This window comes from Actinocorallia aurantiaca, from assembly GCF_039533685.1.
GTDB lineage: Bacteria > Actinomycetota > Actinomycetes > Streptosporangiales > Streptosporangiaceae > Actinocorallia > Actinocorallia aurantiaca.
On sequence record NZ_BAAATZ010000018.1, the window covers coordinates 79,868 to 99,136 of the forward strand.

The 19,269-nt window shown below is 72.5% G+C and carries 17 protein-coding genes; 9 read left to right on the top strand and 8 right to left on the bottom strand.

Annotation, left to right across the window (positions count from 1 at the left end; translation table 11 throughout):
* Positions 1–2 precede the first annotated feature (2 nt).
* From ABD327_RS21840 to ABD327_RS21855, 4 genes are all read left to right on the top strand, one after another.
* Complete coding sequence (locus tag ABD327_RS21840) at positions 3–1,085, top strand: STM4014 family protein (RefSeq protein WP_344452443.1); 1,083 nt, start codon at positions 3–5, stop codon at positions 1,083–1,085.
* Positions 1,086–1,208: 123 nt separating this feature from the next.
* Positions 1,209–1,985, top strand: a complete 777-nt coding sequence (locus ABD327_RS21845) for an STM4013/SEN3800 family hydrolase (protein WP_344452444.1) — start codon at positions 1,209–1,211, stop codon at positions 1,983–1,985.
* The gene (locus ABD327_RS21850) at positions 1,982–3,319 is read left to right on the top strand and encodes an STM4012 family radical SAM protein (RefSeq protein ID WP_344452445.1); all 1,338 of its coding nucleotides are present in this window, start codon (positions 1,982–1,984) and stop codon (positions 3,317–3,319) included. The genes ABD327_RS21845 and ABD327_RS21850 overlap by 4 nt, the downstream gene beginning before the upstream one ends.
* A gap of 151 nt (positions 3,320–3,470) precedes the next feature.
* Positions 3,471–4,310 carry an STM4011 family radical SAM protein gene (locus ABD327_RS21855; RefSeq protein ID WP_344452446.1) on the top strand — a complete coding sequence of 280 codons (840 nt, stop codon included), beginning with the start codon at positions 3,471–3,473 and terminating at the stop codon, positions 4,308–4,310.
* A 326-nt stretch (positions 4,311–4,636) separates the two neighbouring features.
* Here the strand turns inward: ABD327_RS21855 and ABD327_RS21860 are convergent, their stop codons facing one another.
* From ABD327_RS21860 to ABD327_RS21875, 4 genes are all read right to left on the bottom strand, one after another.
* Entirely contained in the window at positions 4,637–5,440 is an 804-nt protein-coding gene (locus ABD327_RS21860; protein WP_344452447.1) for a MetQ/NlpA family ABC transporter substrate-binding protein, read from the bottom strand.
* A 22-nt stretch (positions 5,441–5,462) separates the two neighbouring features.
* Positions 5,463–6,104 carry a methionine ABC transporter permease gene (locus ABD327_RS21865; RefSeq protein ID WP_344452449.1) on the bottom strand — a complete coding sequence of 214 codons (642 nt, stop codon included), beginning with the start codon at positions 6,102–6,104 and terminating at the stop codon, positions 5,463–5,465.
* On the bottom strand, positions 6,101–7,081 hold the full coding sequence (locus tag ABD327_RS21870) for a methionine ABC transporter ATP-binding protein (protein ID WP_344452451.1): 981 nt from the start codon (positions 7,079–7,081) through the stop codon (positions 6,101–6,103). The genes ABD327_RS21865 and ABD327_RS21870 overlap by 4 nt, the downstream gene beginning before the upstream one ends.
* A gap of 308 nt (positions 7,082–7,389) precedes the next feature.
* A complete protein-coding gene (locus tag ABD327_RS21875) occupies positions 7,390–8,283 on the bottom strand; it encodes a carbohydrate kinase family protein (RefSeq protein WP_344452452.1) in 894 nt (297 codons plus the stop codon).
* Positions 8,284–8,445: 162 nt separating this feature from the next.
* On the opposite strand from ABD327_RS21875, the gene ABD327_RS21880 reads away from it, so the two are divergent.
* The 4 genes from ABD327_RS21880 to ABD327_RS21895 all read left to right on the top strand — a co-directional run bounded on the left by ABD327_RS21880 (position 8,446) and on the right by ABD327_RS21895 (position 13,618).
* Positions 8,446–10,917: a bifunctional acetate--CoA ligase family protein/GNAT family N-acetyltransferase gene (locus tag ABD327_RS21880; RefSeq protein WP_344452453.1), complete on the top strand. Its 2,472-nt coding sequence runs from the start codon at positions 8,446–8,448 to the stop codon at positions 10,915–10,917.
* A gap of 70 nt (positions 10,918–10,987) precedes the next feature.
* Positions 10,988–11,572, top strand: coding sequence for a DUF5998 family protein (locus tag ABD327_RS21885; protein WP_344452454.1), 585 nt, complete (start codon positions 10,988–10,990; stop codon positions 11,570–11,572).
* 61 nt (positions 11,573–11,633) lie between these two features.
* A complete protein-coding gene (locus ABD327_RS21890; RefSeq protein ID WP_344452455.1) occupies positions 11,634–12,740 on the top strand; it encodes an alkaline phosphatase family protein in 1,107 nt (368 codons plus the stop codon).
* Between the two features lie 53 nt (positions 12,741–12,793).
* Positions 12,794–13,618, top strand: coding sequence for a sulfurtransferase (locus ABD327_RS21895; RefSeq protein ID WP_344452456.1), 825 nt, complete (start codon positions 12,794–12,796; stop codon positions 13,616–13,618).
* Between the two features lie 32 nt (positions 13,619–13,650).
* Here the strand turns inward: ABD327_RS21895 and ABD327_RS21900 are convergent, their stop codons facing one another.
* The 4 genes from ABD327_RS21900 to ABD327_RS21915 form a co-directional block, all read right to left on the bottom strand.
* Entirely contained in the window at positions 13,651–15,864 is a 2,214-nt protein-coding gene (locus ABD327_RS21900) for a CHAT domain-containing protein (protein WP_344452457.1), read from the bottom strand.
* A complete protein-coding gene (locus ABD327_RS21905) occupies positions 15,861–16,289 on the bottom strand; it encodes a hypothetical protein (RefSeq protein WP_344452458.1) in 429 nt (142 codons plus the stop codon). The genes ABD327_RS21900 and ABD327_RS21905 overlap by 4 nt, the downstream gene beginning before the upstream one ends.
* 10 nt (positions 16,290–16,299) lie before the next feature.
* Positions 16,300–16,836, bottom strand: a complete 537-nt coding sequence (locus ABD327_RS21910) for an RNA polymerase sigma factor (RefSeq protein ID WP_344452459.1) — start codon at positions 16,834–16,836, stop codon at positions 16,300–16,302.
* An 88-nt stretch (positions 16,837–16,924) separates the two neighbouring features.
* The gene (locus ABD327_RS21915; RefSeq protein ID WP_344452460.1) at positions 16,925–18,010 is read right to left on the bottom strand and encodes a S8 family peptidase; all 1,086 of its coding nucleotides are present in this window, start codon (positions 18,008–18,010) and stop codon (positions 16,925–16,927) included.
* An 86-nt stretch (positions 18,011–18,096) separates the two neighbouring features.
* On the opposite strand from ABD327_RS21915, the gene ABD327_RS21920 reads away from it, so the two are divergent.
* Positions 18,097–19,125, top strand: a complete 1,029-nt coding sequence (locus ABD327_RS21920; protein WP_344452461.1) for an adenosine deaminase — start codon at positions 18,097–18,099, stop codon at positions 19,123–19,125.
* Positions 19,126–19,269 lie beyond the last annotated feature (144 nt).

Consider the following 19,269-nt stretch of genomic DNA (forward strand, 5'->3'; position numbering starts at 1 on the left):
CGATGAGGTTCACGGTCGTGGGGACGCCGGGAGAACGCCGGGTCGAGGCGTTCGCCGCCGCCTGCGCGTCGTCCGGGCTGTCCCGGCCCGGGGTCCTGCCCTGGACGGACGTGCTGAGCGGCGCTCCCCTGGAGGTGGACGGGCTGCTGCGCGTCGACTCGCCAGGAGAGGACGCCGCGGCCGACGCCCTGCTGCGCGGGCCCGGGGATCCGGCGCGGGTCGGCGGGGGCGCCCGCTGGTACCGCACGCTGCGGCGGGGTCTGGAAAGGCTCCGGCCGTTCCCCTCGGCCGGCGACGTGGACGAGATCGCGGTCATGTTCGACAAGCGGGCCTGCCACGCCCGGCTGAGCGCGGCCGGGGTCCCGGTCCCGGCCTCGCTCGGCCCGGTCGGCGGCTACCGGGAGCTCCGTGAGCGGATGGCGGAGCATGGCGTCCGCCGCGTGTTCGTGAAACCCGCGCATGGTTCCTCGGCCTCCGGTGTGATCGCGCTGCAGACGGCCCCCGGCCGGATCAAGGCGGTCAGCTCGGCGGTCCCCGACGGCAGCGGATGGCGCAACTCGCTGCGGGTGCGAACGTCGACGTCCGAGGCGGAGACCGCCCGCCTGATCGACGCGCTCGCCCCCGACGGCCTGCACGTCGAGAAGTGGTTCCCCAAGGCGGGCCTGAACGGCCGCCTCCTGGACCTGCGCGTCGTGGTGATCGCCGGTGAGCCCGCCCACGCCGTGGTCCGCACCAGCACCGCCCCCATGACCAACCTCCACCTGGGCGGCACCCGAGGCCCTTTGGAGGACGTCCGGGCCCGCCTGGACTGGTCCGGGGCCATGGACGTCTGCGCTCGTGCCGCAGCCTGCTTCCCCCGCAGCCTCATGGTCGCCGTGGACCTCCTCATCGGCCTCGACTGGCGCCGCCTGGCCGTGGCCGAGGTCAACGCCTTCGGAGACCTGCTCCCCGGTCTCACCGGCCTCCCCGGCACCCGAGCCGAAGGCCTGGACACCTACACCGCCCAGATCCGCGCCGTCCTGGCCGCGCGAGAGGGAGACGCCACGCGGGATACCGGAAGAGGGGCCTCTCTGTGCGGGACATGAACGGGGCCGTTGGTGCGCATGATGTGATGCGGGAACCTCGAGAGCTCGTGCCGTCCGGGTTCCGCCGCTCCGGCCGCGCGCCGGGAGCGGCAGTATGAGGAACATCGGGGAAGGGGCCGCGCTATGCGGGACATGAACGGGGTCGTCGGTACGCATGATGTGGTGCTGGTGACGCTGGACACGTTGCGTTACGACGTGGCGGTGAGTTTGGAGGCGGCGGGGCGGACACCGGAGTTCTCGCGGTGGTTCACGTGGGAGGAACGGCATGCGCCGGGAAATTTCACCTTCGCGTCGCACCTGGCGATGCTGGCGGGTTTTCTGCCCACGCCCGCCGCGCCCGGGACGCATCCCCGCCTGTTCGCCTCGGCGTTTCCCGGGAGCGAGACGACGATCCCTTCGACCTGGACGTATGACGCGCCGGATCTGCCCTCGGGGCTGGAGCAGGCCGGGTACCACACGGTGTGCGTCGGGGGAGTGGGCTTCTTCAACCGGCGGACGGCGCTCGGGTCGGTGCTGCCGGGCATGTTCGCCGAAGCCCACTGGGAACCCGAGTTCGGGGTGACCTGCCCCGAGAGCCTCGACCACCAGATCGACCGGGTGGCGGAGGTCCTGGGGCGGACGGAGCAGCGGTTGTTCCTGCTGCTGAACGTCTCGGCCCTGCACCAGCCCAACCACCACTACCTCCCCGGCGCGGACGGGGACACCCTGGAGACCCACGCGGCGGCCCTGGAGTACGTCGACTCGCGCATCGGCAGGCTCTTCGCCGCGCTGCGCCGCCCCACCTTCGTCATCGTCTGCTCGGACCACGGGACCGCCTACGGCGAGGACGGCCACATCGGTCACCGTCTCGGCCACGAGGTCGTCTGGACCGTTCCCTACGCGGAGTTCGTGATCGATTGAAGCCCTACCAGGGGTACGTCTACGCCTACCCGCACAAGACCGCCTACCGTCCGCTGAACCCCGCACCCGCCCTGCGGGACGTCTGGCGCCACGAGGACAGGTCCCGTCTCTTCCTCTACCTCCACATCCCCTTCTGCGAGATCCGCTGCGGTTTCTGCAACCTCTTCACCCGCACCGGCGCGCCCGAGTCCCTCACCACCGCCTACCTGGACGCCCTGGAACGCCAGGCCGAAGCCGTCCTGGACGCCCTGGGTCCCGGTGCCCGCTTCGCTCAGGCCGCTTTCGGCGGGGGCACTCCCACCTACCTCACCGCTCCCGAACTGAACCGCCTCTGCGAGATCACCGCCCGGCTGCTCTCCCCTCGGCGGCGGCTCCCCGATCCCGGAGGCCCTGTCGCGGGCGAGGATCCGGGAGCGGAGAGGGGGTCGTTCGTGCCGCTGGGGGTGGAGACGTCGCCGGGGACGGCCACCCGGGACAGGCTGGAGGTGCTGCGGGAGCACGGGACCACCCGGATCTCGATCGGGGTGCAGAGTTTCGTGGAGGACGAGGCGCGGGCGGCGGTGCGGCCGCAGAAGGCGGAGGAGGTGGTCCGCGCGCTCGACACCATCCGGGACGTCGGGTTCCCCACGTTGAACATCGATCTGATCTACGGGATCGACGGGCAGACGGACGCGTCGTGGCTCGGGTCGATCGACCGTGCGCTGGAGTGGAAGCCCGAGGAGCTCTACCTGTACCCCCTGTACGTCCGGCCGCTGACGGGGCTGGAACGCCGGGCGGGGGACTGGGACGACCAGCGGCTGCGGCTCTACCGGCTGGGCCGGGACCACCTGCTGGAGCAGGGCTACGAGCAGGTCTCGATGCGCATGTTCCGGCTTCCGGGGGCTGCCGGGAGCGGGGAGTACTCCTGCCAGGAGGACGGGATGGTCGGTCTGGGGTGCGGCGCCCGCTCCTACACCGCGAACCTCCACTACTCCTTCGAGTACGCGGTCCACGCCACCGAGGTCCGGGCCATCATCGACGACTACGTCCGCACCGAGGACTTCACCCGCGCGCCCGTGGGCTTCCGCCTGACCGACGGCGAGCGCCGCCGCCGTCATCTGCTGCAGTCCCTCCTCCAGGCCGAGGGCCTGGACAGGTCGGCCTACCGCGCCCGTTTCGGCGCGGATGTCCTCGCGGACTTCGATCTCTCGGGTTTCGCCTCCCTCGGCTGGCTGGAGGAGACGTCCGGCGCGCTCGCCCTCACCCCTGAGGGACTGGCCCACTCCGACGCCGTCGGCCCGGCCCTCTTCTCGCCCGAGGTCCGCGCCCTCATGGACGCCTACGAGGCCCGCTGATGTCCGTCCTCCCGAGCGGTCCTCTCCTGCGGCGACAACAGCCTTACTGTGTCAAGCCACGCAGTCGCGGCAATTCCCTTCTCCAGAACACCCTCCGTTCTTTTCCCCGCGGACCGGAGCGCGTTCCGATGAGTCACCGAAAGGCGGCCGGATGCTGACCCTGCTGTATCGAGGACCGCTGGCCAGCTGCGACTACGACTGCCCGTACTGCCCCTTCGCCAAGCGGCGTGACAGCCCCGAGCGGCTGCGGGCGGATCGGGCCGCCCTGGAGAGGTTCACCTCCTGGGTGGCGGCCCGGGAGGAGGAGGTCTCCGTGCTGTTCACACCCTGGGGGGAGGGGCTGGTGCGCTCCTGGTACCGGGAGGCGCTGGTGGAGCTGAGCCTGATGCCCCGGGTGCGCAGGGCCGCGATCCAGACCAACCTCAGCGGCCGGACGGAGTGGACCTCCCGGGCCGATCTGGCGAAGCTGGCCCTGTGGACGACCTTCCACCCGGGCCAGGTGACGCATGAGCGGTTCCTCGCCAAGTCCCGGGAGCTGGCCGAGCGGGGGGTGCGGCACAGCGTCGGCGTCGTCGGCCTGCCCGAACACCTGGAGGCCGCCCGCCGTCTGCGGGCCGAGCTGCCGGGATCGGTCTACCTGTGGGTCAACGCCGCGGAGGGCCGCACCTACTCCGACGCCGAGGCCGCCGACTGGACGGCCCTGGACCCGCTGTTCTCCCACAGCCGCCACCCGCACCGCACCCTGGGCCTGCCCTGCCGCACCGGCCACGACGTCGTCTCCGTCGCGGGGGACGGCACCGTGACCCGCTGCCACTTCGTCAGGACCCCGCTGGGCAACCTCTACGACGGCACCTTCCGGCTCGCCCCCGAACCTCCCGCCTGCCCCAACACCTGGTGCGACTGCCACATCGGCTACGTCCACTTCGAGCCGCTGCGCCTCTACGAGGTCTTCACCGACGGCATCCTGGAGCGCATCCCCACCCTCCTGTGAGCCGGGAGAGCCCCGCCCCGGCGTCAGGGCATCCGTGAACGGGCGCATCCCAGCCCTTCTGCGAGCTGGGAGGAGCTTGCGGCGTCAGTGCCATGCGTCGAGCGGATACACGCCGGCCCTCCTGCGGGCCAGGAGGCCCCGCCCCGGCGTCAGGCCGCCCGAGATGGGCGCATCCCAGCCCTCCTGGGAGCCACAGGAGGCCCCGGCGCAGAGCCGCTCCGAGCGGGCGCCGCGCTCCCGTGGGCCCTCTTCAGGGGCGCGGGGGCCCCGGAAAGGCGACGGCTCCCGGCGGCGGGGCCGTCGGGAGCCGTGGAACGGGCTGGAGGTCAGGAGGCGGGGAGGACCGAGCCCTTGTACTTGTCGTTGATGAACTTCCGGGCCTTCTCGGACCGGAGGAGCTCGAGGAGCTTCTTGATCTTGGCGTCGGACTCGTCGCCCGCCTTCACCACGAGGCCGTTGGCGTAGGGGTTGCCGTCGGCCTTCTCCAGGACGAGGGCGTCCTCGGCCGGGGTCAGCCCGCCTTCCAGGGCGTAGTTGCCGTTGATGACCGCGGCGTCGACGTCCTCCAGGGAGCGGGGGAGCTGGGGGGCTTCCAGGGCCGTGAACTTCAGGTTCTGGGGGTTGCCGGTGATGTCCCGCTCGGTCGCGGCGGTGCCCGCCCCGTCCTTCAGGGTGATGAGGCCGTTGTCGGCGAGCAGCTGGAGAGTGCGGGCGCCGTTGGTGGCGTCGTTGGGGATGGCGACGGTGGCGCCGGAGGCCAGCTCGTCCAGCGCCTTGATCTTCTTGGAGTAGGCGCCGAGCGGCTCCAGGTGGACGTTGCCGACCCAGGAGAGCTTCAGGCCCTTCTCGGAGGAGAAGTCCTCCAGGTAGGGCTTGTGCTGGAAGTAGTTGGCGTCGAGCTGGCCGTCGTTCAGCGCGATGTTCGGCTGGACGTAGTCGGAGAACTCCTTGATCTCCAGTTCGAGCCCGGCCTCCTCGGCGAGCTCGTCCTTGACGTAGGTCAGGATCTCTCCGTGCGGCGCCGGGCTGACGCCGATGACGAGCTTGTCCGACGAGCCGGAGTCGCCGCCGCAGGCGGCGGTGAGCGCCAGCGCAGCGGCGGACAGGGCGACTGTGATCCTCTTGAACACGGTGGTGCCTTTCAGGGGTGGGTTATCTGTGCGAGAGCCGTCGGACGAGGAGGTCTCCCAGCATCTGGATGAGCTGCACCAGGACGATCAGCACGACCACGCAGGCGATCATGATGTCGGTCTCGAACCGCTGGTAGCCGTACCGGATCGCGAGGTCTCCGAGCCCGCCGCCGCCGACCGCCCCGGCCATGGCGGAGTAGCCGATGAGCGCGATGACGGTGACGGTCAGGCCGGCGACCAGTCCGGGCCTGGCCTCGCGGAGCAGCACCTTCCAGACGATCTGCCGGCGGGACGCGCCCATCGCCCGGCTGGCCGAGACCACCGCGGGGTCGACCTCGCGCAGGGAGGTCTCGGCGAGCCGGGCGTAGAACGGGATGGCTCCGACGACCAGCGGCACGATCGCGGCGGTGGTGCCGATCGTGGTGCCGATGACCGCCCGGGTGAAGGGGAGGATCGCGACCATCAGGATGATGAACGGCAGCGACCGCCCGATGTTGACGATCAGCCCGAGTACCCGGTTGACCGGGGTGCAGGGCAGCAGGCCGCCCCGGTCGGTGAGGACGAGCAGGACGCCGACGAGCAGGCCGCCGACGGCGGTCAGGAGGGTGGAGACCCAGAGCATCTGGAAGGTCTCCCGCAGCGCCTGGATCAGGATCTCGCTCATGCCGAGACCTCCAGGGCCAGCCCGTGCTCGCGCAGGTGGGCGAGTGGAGCGGCGTTGGCGTCGGGGGAGCCGGGCAGTCCGAGCCGCAGGCGTCCGGCCAGGGATCCGGCGACGTCCTCGACGGCTCCGGCGAGGATGTCGGCGTCGATGGCGTAGGTCCGGGCGAGGGCGGAGACGAACCGGGCCGGGTCGGTTCCGGTGAACGTCACGTCGACGATCGTGGTGCCGGGCCGGACGGGCGGCGGCGGCAGGGGGAACAGTCCGCGTGCGAGTTCGGAGTCCGGCCGGGCCAGGAGTTCGGGGATGCTCCCCGATTCGGTGATCCGCCCGTTGCTCATGATCGCGGCGGAGTCGCAGATCTGCTTGACCACGTCCATCTCGTGGGTGATCAGCAGGACGGTCAGCCCCAGTTCCCGGTTGAGGCGGCGCAGCAGCGCGAGGATGGAGCCGGTGGTCTCCGGGTCGAGCGCCGAGGTCGCCTCGTCCGACAGCAGTACGGACGGGGAGCCCGCGAGCGCCCGGGCGATGCCGACGCGCTGCTTCTGCCCGCCGGACAGCTGGGCGGGATAGGCCCGGCCGAGGTCGCCGAGCCCGACCAGGTCGAGGAGTTCGGCGACCTTCCGCCGCCGTTCCTTGGCGGGCGTGCCGGTGACCTCCAGCGGGAAGGCGACGTTGCCCGCGACGTCCCTTGAGGACAGCAGGCCGAAGTGCTGGTGGATCATGCCGGTCCGCTGCCGGGCCACCCGCAGGTCGCGCTCGGAGAGGGCGAGCATGTCCGCGCCGTCGACGACGACGCGTCCGCGGTCGGGTCGTTCCAGCATGTTGACGCTGCGCAGCAGGGTGCTCTTGCCCGCGCCGCTGCGGCCGATCACCCCGTACACCTCGCCGGGGGCGACGTGGAGGCTGACGTCGTCGAGCGCGGTGACGGTACGGCCGCGGGTGCGGTAGACCTTCCGGATATTTTCGATATGAATCATGGGTTTTTGTTCCAGAGGTGAGCCGTCCGCTGAACCGTGCGGGGCGCGGACACCGGAAAAGGCCGGAGGGGATGCGCTGGGAGGGGGCGGTTCTCAGTCGCGCGCGCGACGACACGACCCGGCGCGCGGGAGGCGCGTGCGCGGCGGGAGGACGGCCATGGGCGCCCTGGGTGCGGTCATGTCATGAGCTAATCACAAATAGCTCATGACTGACAAATCACTAAGTAACGAAAAATGACGGAGTGTTAACTGGGTCACGTAGCAAAAAAGGCGAGACCCCCAGGGTCTCGCCTTCGTTGTTTCCCGCGTCAGAGCGCCGGACGTGCTCCGAGGTGGTCGACCGCCTTGGCGGCCAGCCGGCAGCCCGCGGCGAGAGCCTCGGCGGGGGGCTTGCCGTCCAGCCAGGCCGGCAGGAACCCGGCGGCGAACGCGTCGCCCGCGCCGGTGCCGTCCACGACCTTCTTGACGGGCTCGGCCGGAACGATGATCGGATCGGGCCGCCCGTTGGTGTACCAGAGCGCGCCGTCCTCGCCCATCTTGATGACGACCTGGGGGTACCAGGCGGTCAGCACCTTGGCGGCGAGTTCGGGCTCCTCCCGGCCGGTGAGCGCCTCGGCCTCGCTGGCGCTGACGAGGAGCAGCTTGGTGCCCTGGGTCCACTCGAAGAACGGCTCGGCGCCGGCCCGCTTGAGCGGCGAGGACGAGCCGCCGTCCACGGAGATCGACATGCCCGCGCCCCGGGCCATGCGCATCGCGTGCAGCGCCGCGTTGCGGGACCCCTCGTTCAACAGCGAGTACCCCGACAGGTGCAGGTGGGCCCCGGCGGTGAAGAGGTCGGCGGGGATGTCGTCGGGCAGCAGCGCGGCGTTGGCCCCCGGGTCGGACATCATGGTCCGGTCGCCCTTGTGGGTGACCAGCACCACACAGGTCCCGGTGGGACGTTCGGGGTCCATGACGAGACGGGCGTCGATTCCGTAGCCCATCAGCTCCATGTCCCGGTTGCGGCCCGTGACGTCCGAACCGCGCCGGCCCACGAATGCGACCTCGACCCCCTCGACGGAGAGCCAGGCGGCCACGTTGGCCCCGGATCCCCCGCCGTGCATCGTCACGCTGGCCGGGGTGTCGCTCCCTTTGGCCAGGGGGTACGCGGCGCGGGCCACGGCGTCGGTCATCAGATCGCCGACCACGACCACGCGTGTCATGACGTTGTCACCTCGCTCGTACCTGACTGGTCCGCACCATTCTGCCTGGGCGTGTCGTTGACCGTAACAGCTTCAACCCTCGGATTTGGTCTCGAACTCGCAGCGAAACAGGTAACGGACGGGAGCCGGGGTGACTGTGACTCTCCCGTGACCATGATTGCGATGTCGCCTACGCTCGGGGACGTGACCGATTCTCCTTACCCCGACCACTGGGAGGCCGACGTCGTCCTCTCCGACGGCGGGACCGCCCACCTGCGCCCGATCCGAGAGCAGGACGCTGAACTGCTGCGCACCTTCTACGCCCGGGTCTCCGCCGAGTCGATCTACTACCGCTTCTTCTCGCCCCGACCCCGGTTGAGCGAGCGGGAGATTCAACATTTCACGACGGTTGATTATTCCGATCGTGTCGCTTTGATCGCCACTATCGGCAGTAAAATGGTAGGTATCGTCCGTTACGACCGTACGAATGTGCCGGATGAGGCGGAAGTCGCCTTTCTCATCGAAGACGCGCACCAAGGGCGCGGAGTCGGCTCCGTCCTGCTGGAGCACATCGCCGCGGCCGCCCGCGAGCGGGGCGTGGAGCGGTTCGTCGCCCACGTCCTGCCGGACAACCGGAAGATGACCAAGGTCTTCCGGGACGCCGGGTACGCGGCGCAGCAGCGCTTCGAGGACGGCATCATCCAGCTCACCCTGGACCTGTCGCCGACCGAGACCTCCCGCGAGGTCATGGCCGCCCGCGAGCACCGGGCCGAGGGGCGCTCGATCGAGCGTCTGCTCTTCCCCGGCTCGGTGGCGGTGATCGGCGCCAGCCGGGTCGCGCACAGCGTCGGCCAGACGGTCCTGCGCAACCTGCTCGGCGGCGACTTCACCGGACCGGTCTACCCGGTGCACCCCACCGCCAAGGCCGTCGCGGGCGTCCGCGCCTACGCCCAGGTCCTCGACATCCCGGACGAGGTGGACCTGGCGGTGGTGGCGGTCCCCGCGGCCAAGGTCAAGGAGGTGCTCGACCAGTGCGCCTCCAAGGGCGTGCACGGGCTGATCGTCGTCTCCTCCGGGTTCGGCGAGACCGGCGGGGAAGGCCGCGAACGCCAGCAGGAACTCGTCCGGATGGCCAGGGCCAACGGCATGAGGGTCGTCGGACCCAACTGCCTGGGCATCGCCAACACCGACCCGGACGTCCGGCTCAACGCCACCCTCGCCCCGGTGATGCCAGGACGCGGCCCCGTCGGCTTCTTCTCCCAGTCCGGCGCGCTCGGCATCGCGATCCTGCAGCGCGCCGCCGAGCGCGGCCTCGGCCTGTCGACGTTCGTCTCCGCGGGCAACAGGGCGGACGTGTCGGGCAACGACCTCCTGCAGTACTGGGAGGAGGACCCCTCCACCAACGCCGTCATGCTCCACCTGGAGTCCATCGGCAACCCCCGCAAGTTCACGCGGCTGGCCCGGAGGCTGTCGCGGATCAAGCCGATCGTCGCGGTGAAGACCGGCCGTACCCTGCAGGGCGTCCCGCTCGGCCACGCCGTCCGGAAGATCGCGCTGCCCGACCACGCGGTCAGCTCCCTGTTCGAGCAGGCCGGCGTGCTGCGGGTGGAGAGCCTGTCGGAGCTGTTCGACGTCGCCCAGATGCTGGCCTACCAGCCGCTGCCGCCGGGGAACCGGGTCTCGATCATCCACAACGCCGACTCGCTCGGCCTGCTCGCCCAGGACGCGGCCGCCTCGCTCGGCCTGGTGGTGCACTCCCCGGTCGGCCTCGGCCCCTTCGCCCGGGCGCAGGACTACGAGCGCGCCCTCGGAGAGGCCCTCGCCGACCCGTCGACGGACTCGGTGGCCGTCCTCTACACCCCGCCCGTCATCGGCGGAGCCGAACTGGTCCTCGGCTCCGGGCGGAAGGTCGACCCGGTGGCCGAGGTGATCGTCCGGCTGGCCGGGGGATCGGAGAAGCCGGTACTGGCCACCTATCTGGGCGCCAAGGGCATGCCGCACGCGCTGCGCACCCCCGCCCCCGACGGGGCACCGGGCCCGGGCTCCGTCCCCTCCTACCTCGGCCCCGAGGACGCCATGCGCGCCCTCGCCTACGCCACCCGGTACGCCTCCTGGCGCCGCCGCCCCCGCGGCAGGACCCCCGAGCTGGAAGGCCTGGACCGCGAACGGGCCAAGGACCTGGTCGCCGAGTGGATGCGGAACGGCGAGGAAGGGGACGCCGCCGAGCTGCTGTCCTGCTACGGGGTGAAGGTCGGAGGCTCCCGCGACGGCCTGGCCCTGCACATCGTCACCCAGGAGGACGCGTCCTTCGGCGGAGTGATCTCCTTCCGGCTGTCGGACGTGGCGGCCGAGCTGCTCGACGACCGCGCCTACCGGCTCGCCCCCCTCACCGACCTGGAGGCCGCCGACATGGTCCGCGCCATCCGGATGGCCCCCCTCCTGTTCGGCCACCGGGGTTCGGAACCGATCGCGCTGCCCGCCGTGGAGGAACTCCTGATCAGGGTGTCGCTGCTCGCCTCCGACCTTCCCGAGGCGGCCCGGCTGGAGCTGGAGCCGGTGCTCGCCGACTCCGCCGGCGTGACCGTCGCGGCCGCCCGGCTGACCCTGGCGTCGCCCATCGGCCACCGGCCGGAGCTGGAGCCGAGGAGGCTGTGAGCGCGAAAACTCTCCACGTGCGAGCCCTCTCAGGGTGCGACGGGCGCCGGGGACAGGGCAGGATGGGGGGATGAGGGAAACCCGAGCGAAGAGCGACCAGGCGCTGCGTACGGCCATCGAACGCAGCGGCTACTACCCGGAACTGGTCGCCGACGCCGTCGAGTCCGCGCTCGGCGCGGAGGAGGTGCTGGCCTACGTCGTCCACCACGAAGCGGCGTTCGATCCGGGCATGGAGGTGCGGCGGCATGTGACCGTCCTGGTCCTGTCGCCCACCAGGCTGCTGTTCTGCCACACCGACGAGCACCCGCCGAGTGATCTGGTGCCCCAGCCGCACTGCTCCACCACCACGGAGACGGTCCGGCTGGACAGGATCAGCTCGGTCGCCGTCACCCGGGTGGTGCCCCGGCCGGAGAAGTACGTGACGGGCAACCCGCCCACCGAGGTGGTGCTGACCCTGGCCTGGGGCGTCAACTCCCGGATCGACCTGGAGCCGGCGGGCTGCGGCGACGAGAACTGCGACGCCGACCACGGCTACACCGGCGCGGTCACCGCCGACGACCTGTCCCTGCGGGTCAGCGAGGCCGCGGACGGGGGAGAGGCCGTCGTCCAGGTCCTGGCCTTCGCCCGCGCGCTCTCGGCGATGACGACGGCATGACCCGGAGGGACAGGGACATGAGACCTGTGTGAGCGGGACGGCTCCAAGGCATGATCGAGACATGATCCCTGCACCGCGCTACGGCGAGGCGAGCCTCGCCGACCTGTCGTCCTCGGTCCTGGCCTCGCTGGGAGTGCCCGGCCAGGTCGACGTCCTGGGCCTGCCCGAGCTTCCCCGCGCCTGCGTCCTGCTGATCGACGGGATGGGCTGGGAGCTGCTGCGCGAGCACCCCGAGGACGCCCCGTTCCTCAGCTCGCTGGCGGGCCGCCCGCTCACCGCGGGCTTCCCCGCGACCACCGTCACCAGCCTCAGCTCGCTGGCGACGGGGCTGCCGCCGGGCGCCCACGGCATGCTCGGCACCCTGGTCTCGATCCCCGGCGAGGGCCGCCTGCTCAACTGCCTGCGCTGGGACGACGGCCGCACCGACCCGAACGCCTTCCAGGCCAGGGAGACGGTCTACGCCCGCGCCGAGGCCGCCGGGGTGGCCTCCAGCTACCTGGCCTCGGGCGCCTACGCGAACACCGGGTTCAACCAGGCGATCACCCGCGGCTCCCGGTACGTCCCGGCCGACAGCATGGGGCAGCTCGTGGCCCGAGCCGAGGAGGTCCTGCGGGAGTCCGAGCGCGCCCACGTGACCGTCTACCACTCCGATCTCGACACGACCGGCCACATGTTCGGGTCGGGCTCCAAGGCCTGGCGGCACCAGCTGCGGTTCGTGGACCTGCTGGCCGAGCGCGTCGCCGAGGTCCTCCCGGCGGGGACGGCCCTGTACGTCACGGCGGACCACGGCATGAGCAACCCGTCGGACAAGGTCGACGCCGACGTCCGCACCGAGCTGCGCGAGGGCGTCTCCCTGCTGGGCGGCGAGCCCCGGGCCAGGCACGTGTACGCCGAGCCCGGCGCCGCCGCGGACGTGCTCGCCTGCTGGAGCGAGGTCCTGGACGGGCGGGCGTGGATCATGACCAGGGAGCAGGCGATCGAGGAGGGCTGCTTCGGCGGCGTAGACCCGGCCATGCTGCCCCGCATCGGCGACGTGATCGCGGTCCCGTACGGCGACCTCGCGGTGATCGCGGGCCGGGAGCACCCGATCGAGGCTCTCATGGTGGGGATGCACGGGTCACTGGTGCCCGAGGAGCAGCTGGTGCCGCTGCTGGAGATGACACGGTGAAACCGGGACACCAGCCCCTCCCCGTAGGGGGATTCAGCGGTCAGACTGGCGGAGTGCATCCTCTCATCGACGCGCGGACCCTGGCCCGCGCCCGCGGGAACGACGACCTCGTGATCCTCGACGTGCGCTGGCGGCTGACCGGTCCTCCGGGGATCGAGTCCTACCGGGCGGGACACCTGCCCGGCGCGGTGTTCGTCGACCTCGACCGGGAGCTGGCCGGCGAGCCCGGCCCCCCGGGACGCCATCCCCTTCCCTCACCCGAGGCGTTCCAGGCGGCGATGCGCCGGGCGGGCGTGAACTCCGGCTCCCAGGTCGTGGTGTACGACGACGCCGACGCCACCGCCGCGGGCCGCGCCTGGTGGTGCCTGCGCTACTTCCACCACGAGCGGGTCAGGGTCCTGGACGGCGGTCTGCGCGCCTGGACGGAGGCGGGCCTGCCCCTGGAGACCGAGGCGCCGAGCCCGGTTCCCGGGGACTTCGAGGCCAGGCCGGGCGGGCTGCCCGTCCTGGACGCCGAGGGCGCCGCGGCCGTGGCCAAGTCCGGGATCCTGCTGGACGCCCGTGCCGCCGAACGGTACCGGGGCGAGATCGAGCCCGTCGACCCGGTGGCCGGCCACATCCCCGGCGCGGTGAACGCCCCCACCTGGGGGAACGTCGGGGTGGACGGGCGGTTCCTGCCCGGCCGGGTCCTCCGCGAGCGGTTCGCGGTCCTGGGAGCCACGGACGCCGCCGAGGTGGGCGTGTACTGCGGTTCGGGCGTCACGGCCGCCCACGAGGTCCTGGCCCTGGCCCTGGCGGGCGTCCCCGCGGCCCTGTACGTCGGGTCCTGGTCCAACTGGGTCGCCGACGCGATGAACCCGGTGGCCACCGGGTTCTGAGCCGGCCCGGAGGGGTCCGGGCCCGCGGGCGCTCAGCCCGCGCCGAAGCACTGCAGGCCGAGGGCCGCGGCGTCCCGGGGAAGCGCCGCCAGGGCGGCGGCGGGCGGCGTGCCCTCGGTCAGCAGGCGGTGCAGCTCCGGCATCAGGGCGACCGCGGACGCGTCCGGCATCGGGGTGACCGAGGCGATCACCGTGCGCACCCCCAGGGAGAGCAGGACGCCGGGCAGTCCCAGGAGGTCGTGCCCCTGGCCCGCGTCGCACGCGGACAGGACGACCAGTTCGGGCGGCGGGGCGAGCGCATCGAGGTCGTAGCCCGACAGGGGCCCCGCCTCCAGGTCGATCGCCGACAGCAGAGGGTCGTCCTCCCGGAAGGTCCCGTGGGCGGCGAGGTGGGCCAGCCGCGCCCCGGACAGGAGCTCGGAGGACGTCCCGATCCTGGCGTCGGGGTGGAGCCCGGCCAGGGCGTCGATCTCCTCCCGGGCGTGGGCGAGGCCGGGCCCGTGGACCAGGGCGACGTGGCCGCGGACCGGGCGCCGCCGCTGGGCCGTCAGCCAGGCCGTCGCCGAGGGGACGACGGTGAACGGGACCTCGGTGAGGGCCGCCCACGGCATCGCGTAGAGCTCTCCGGCGGGGGCGAGGACCAGCTCCCGGCCCGACGCCGCGGCCAGGACGTCGGCGAAACGGGCGCGTGAGGGCCCGAGCTCGGGCGTGCTTCCGTCCAGCATCGCCCGGGTCAGGGAGAACCGCAGGATTCGCGCCTCCCTGACGGCCTCCTGGTAGGAACCCAGTTCCAGCCGGTGGCAGCGGCCGTCACGGGCGACGACCGCGATGAGACCGTCACCCGCCCGGACGAACTCCACGAGGACCGTCTCGTCCAGGGCCGACAGCAGGTCGGGCATCGTGATGTGCGCCCGTGGTTCGGCCAGTGACGCGGTCCGGGCCAGCTCGCGCCGCTCCCGTTCGCCTTCCGGCGCCCCGGCGGGCGGCCGCGGGGGAGAGGGGGGCCGCAGGATCCGGCGGCGCAGCTCCTCGAAGGCCAGCAGCTCCCGGGGGGCGCGGACCAGGCCGGCCGCCAGGGCCATCAGCTCCTGGCAGGTCCGGGCGGTGTGGGCGCGCAGCTCCAGGGACAGGTGGCCCCGGGTGAGCCTGTCCGCGGTCTCCAGCGCCGCGCGGACCGAGCGCAGGGCGGGGGCGCGCTCGCCCCGGGCGGCGCGGACCTGGGCGGTGGCCAGGTCCAGGGCCAGCCGCAGGGAGGCGGGGGTACGGGCCGTGGGGCGCGGCAGCAGCTCCCCGGCCTCGTCGGGGAAGGCCAGGGCGGCGGCCAGAAGGGTGTGGGCGGCGGGTTCGGGCCAGCCGAGCCGCTCCAGCCCGTCGGCGGTGCGGCGCGCCGAGGCCAGCAGCGAGGGCGAGCGCTCGCCGCCCGCCGCGCGGGCGCGCACCAGGGCGTGCTCGGCCTTGAGCACCCAGCCGGGACGTTCCTGCTCGGCGAAGTCCGCACCCGCGCGGCGGGCCGAGGAGGCGGCGGCTCGGGCGTCCCCGCAGGCCAGCTCCGCGAGGGAGCGCAGGTAGAGGCCGTTGGCCGCGTCGGCGGCGAGACCGCTGGCGGACGCCGCCGGGACCGCGGCCTCCAGCAGCTCCCTGGCCTCCCCGGCCAGTCCGGCGGAGAGCAGGGCCTCGGCCCGGTCCAGCCTGCACTGGACGAGCCGCTCGCCGACCAGTTCGGGCTCGACCTCGGCGAACAGGCTCAGCGCCCACGGAAGGTCGCCCCGGCGCGCGGCCAGGAACGCCTGGTTGTTTCTGACCATCAGCTCGAGGACGCGCGGGCCGTGCCGCGCGGCGAGAGCGGCCGCCGCGTGCAGGGCGCTGTCGGCGTCCTCGAAGCGCCCGGAGTAGGCGTGGGTGAGCCCGTTGGCGATCAGCCGCCCGACCCGGGCCGCCGGATCCCCCCGCCGCGGCGGCGCGGGCTTGTCCAGCCGCCCCCGGCTGGCCCGGGCGTAGCTGAGGTTGATCCGCAGCCGTTCCAGGTCGGGGCCGTCCAGATGGGGTTCGGCCAGCGCGGCCAGCCGCAGCGCCTCCCCCGTCCGGCCCTGCGCGGTGAGCAGGGGGATCATGGTGGCCCGGACCCGGGCGGTGCTCCGCGCGTCGTCCCGGCCCAGCTCGAGCGCCCGGTCCAGGGCGGCCAGGCCGCGGGCCGGCTCGCCGGACTCCTTGGCGGCCAGCGCGGCGGAGAGCAGGGTGTCGATCACAGACGGCTCCAGCTGGTGACGACGGTGGTGGCGTCGGGCAGGGTGAAATGCAGCATCACCTGGCCCGGAGGGACGTCCCCCGCGACGAAGTGCCCGCTCTCGTCCACGTGGGTGCGGGTCTCGCCGCGGCTGTGGCGGACGCACAGGGTGGCGGGCCGTGCCGGGGACAGCCGTCCGGTGAGCACCCGGACGCCTCCGGCGGGGGAGACCTGGAGCTCCACCGTGACGTCGTCGCCGGTGAAGGTGAGCAGCCGGGACGAGCCGCGCAGTCCCGCTCCCGCCGGGGTGGCCTCGCGGGTCAGCTCGGCCAGTGAGGCGTCCGGGTCGCGGAAGGCGAACGCGGCCCGCGCGGCCTCGAACAACGCCCGCGGCGGCGGATCGAGCAGTTCGAACGCGCGCCGCAGTTCGTGCAGCAGTTCATCCACTTCATTCGCCTCATTCATCGAGGGAACCCCGCAAACGTCTCAGACATCGGGCCCGGATCGGGCCGACGCTGCCCGCGGGCAGCTCCAGCGCGGCCGAGATCTCGGTGTAGGTGGCGGACACGGCCAGCATCCGCAGCATGGTGCGGCACCGTTCGGGCATCGCCCGCAGGGCCGCGGCCAGCCGCTCCAGCCGGTCCCGGTCGACCGACCGGGACTCGGGGCCGGGGGAGGGGTCGGCGTCGTCCTGGGGCGTGCGCGGCGGCGGGGCGAAGGGCGCGCTGAAGAGGGCATGGCATTCGTTGCGGCAGACGGTGGCCAGCCAGGCGCCCACGCTCTCGGGCTCCCAGAGGGCGTCGATCCGCTGGACCAGCCGCAGCCACGTCGCCTGGACGGCGTCCTCCGCGACGGGCCCGTCCAGTCCGCGGGAACGCGCGATCGACCAGAGCATCGGCGTGTACCGCCCGACGAGCGCGTTCCAGGCCTCGGCGTCTCCCTCTCTAGCGCGCACCACCAGTTCCCCGGCGGTGACATCGACCTCACTTCTCACTTCGCGCCCCTCCCGTGCCCCTGCGTGCCGCTCGCGCAGACGCTAGAGGGGCAGGTGCTTAAAGTAATGGTTGGAACGCGCAGAGTTATCAGATCGCGATGATCGTTCCCAGTCCCGGACGCACGGGACCCGACGCCAGCACCGCCTCTGCGGCCCCGGCGTTGTCCTCTCCGGCCGCGGCGCGCACCGCGATCGCCCCCGTGACGGCGGGCGCGGCGAACGAGGTGCCCGACCAGCGGGCGTAGCCGTCGAACTCGCCGAACCGCACGAAGCTGCTGTGGACCGCGACCCCCGGAGCGCAGGCGTCCACCCACGGCCCGTGGTTGCTGAACCAGGCGCGCTCCTCCCCGTCCAGGGCCGCCACCGCGATGACGCCCGGCAGCGCCGCGGGCCAGAACGGGCGGTCCGCGGCGGTGTTGCCCGCGCAGGCCACCACGACCGTGTCCGGGCCGAGCGCGTTGACGGCCTCCTCCACGAGAGGGGAGGGGCGGTCGTCGAAGGTGTGGCAGCCGAGGGAGATGTTCACCAGGTCGACCCGGCCGAGGCCGCGCAGCGCGCGGATGAGGGTGAGCTCGTCTCCGACGCCGTCCCCGCCGATGACCCGCCGAGCCAGGATCCGGGCGGACGGCGCGTGCCGCAGCACCACGCCCGCGACGAACGTGCCGTGCCCGGCCTGCGCGTCGAGCGCGTAGTCCAGGTCGGCGTCCAGCATTTCCCCCACGGAGGCGCGCTGGCCCGCGAACCAGTCGGAGGCGGAGTACCAGGGGTGCGGGTCGAGTCCCGTGTCCAGGACCGCGACCGTGACCTCCCGGCGGACGGGACCGCGCCGCGGCAGCAAAACCGCGCGGGCGGGCCGGGGCCGGTCGGCGGGTCCCGCCCACCACATCGGCTGCCCGTGCACCAGGTGGTTGGGGCCGGCGCTCAGCCCGCGGGCGCGCGCCAGCAGGCTCACCTCGCACACGTCGACGCCCGCGGACGGGGCCAGCCGCAGCCGCGTCACTCCGGGCCCCGCCTCCCGGGAGCGCCACCAGTGCCGCAGCAGTTCCTCGACGCGGGGCAGGTCGCGGTCGGCGACCAGCAGCTGGTCGCGTCTGAGCAGCGTCCCCGGCTCGACGAGGCGGGCGTCCTCGTGACGGGAGAGCAGCCTCTGCAGCCGGGCACCTGGATCGGGCATGGGTCCAGTGTGAGGGCCCGTCCACAGCCCCGATCGAGGGTCGCGCCGAACACATAGGATCTTGGCCATGACCAAGGGGGAGCAGAGTGTCGCTTGAGGATTTCATCGCCGGAATGCCGAAGGCCGAACTGCACGTCCACCATGTGGGATCGGCCTCCCCGAGGATCGTGGCCGAGCTCGCGGCGCGGCACGAGGGCAGCACCCCGGTCCCGGCGGACCCCGCCCTGCTCGCCGAGTACTTCACCTTCCGTGACTTCGACCACTTCATCGAGGTCTACGTCTCGGTGGTCGACCTGGTCCGCGACGCCGAGGACGTGCGGGTGCTCACCTACGGCATCGCCGAGGACATGTCGCGCCAGAACATCCGGTACGCGGAGCTGACGGTCACGCCCTACTTCACGCTGCTCAAGGGCGTCCGCGACGAGGAGTTCGTCGAGGCGCTGGAGGACGCGCGCCACGGCGCCGAACGCGACCTGGGCGTCGTGCTGCGCTGGTGCTTCGACATCCCGAGCGAGGCCGGCCTGCCGGCGGGGGAGCGCACGGTGCGCATCGCCGTAGACCAGGCCCCCGACGGCCTGGTGAGCTTCGGGCTCGGCGGGCCCGAGGCCGGCTGGCCGCGTCCGGTGTTCAAGCCGTTCTTCGACGAGGCGCGCGCGGCCGGCCTGCACAGCGTGCCGCACGCGGGCGAGACGACGGGGCCCGAGACGGTCTGGGACGCGATCCGCGAACTGGGCGCCGAGCGCATCGGGCACGGCATCCAGGCGGTCCGGGACCCGCGCCTGATGGAGTACCTCGCCGAGCATGAGATCGCGCTGGAGGTCTGCCCCACCTCCAACCTCGCGACCCGCGCGGTCGCCACCCTGGCCGAGCACCCGCTCCCGCGGCTGGTCGAGGCAGGGGTGCCGGTCACCGTCAACAGCGACGACCCGCCGATGTTCGGCACCGACCTCAACCGCGAGTACCTCGTCGCGGCCCGGCTGCTCGGTCTGGACGAAAAGGGGGTCGGGGAACTCGCGAAGAGTGCCGTTCGTGCATCATTCATGGGGAAAGAGGGCAAAGAACGTCTTACCGCCGAGATAGACGGATACCTCAGGGGGAGCGCTTTCATTTCATGAGCACGACGACGGCGCCGGCCGCGGGACGGACAGGTCGCGCATTGTTGCCGGGGCGTTTCCGTTCGTCAATCACGCTGGTGTGGAGGATGCCCATCGGGCACAATGAGGGACGCACGGACCGCCTGAGAGGGCTAGCGAGAGGCC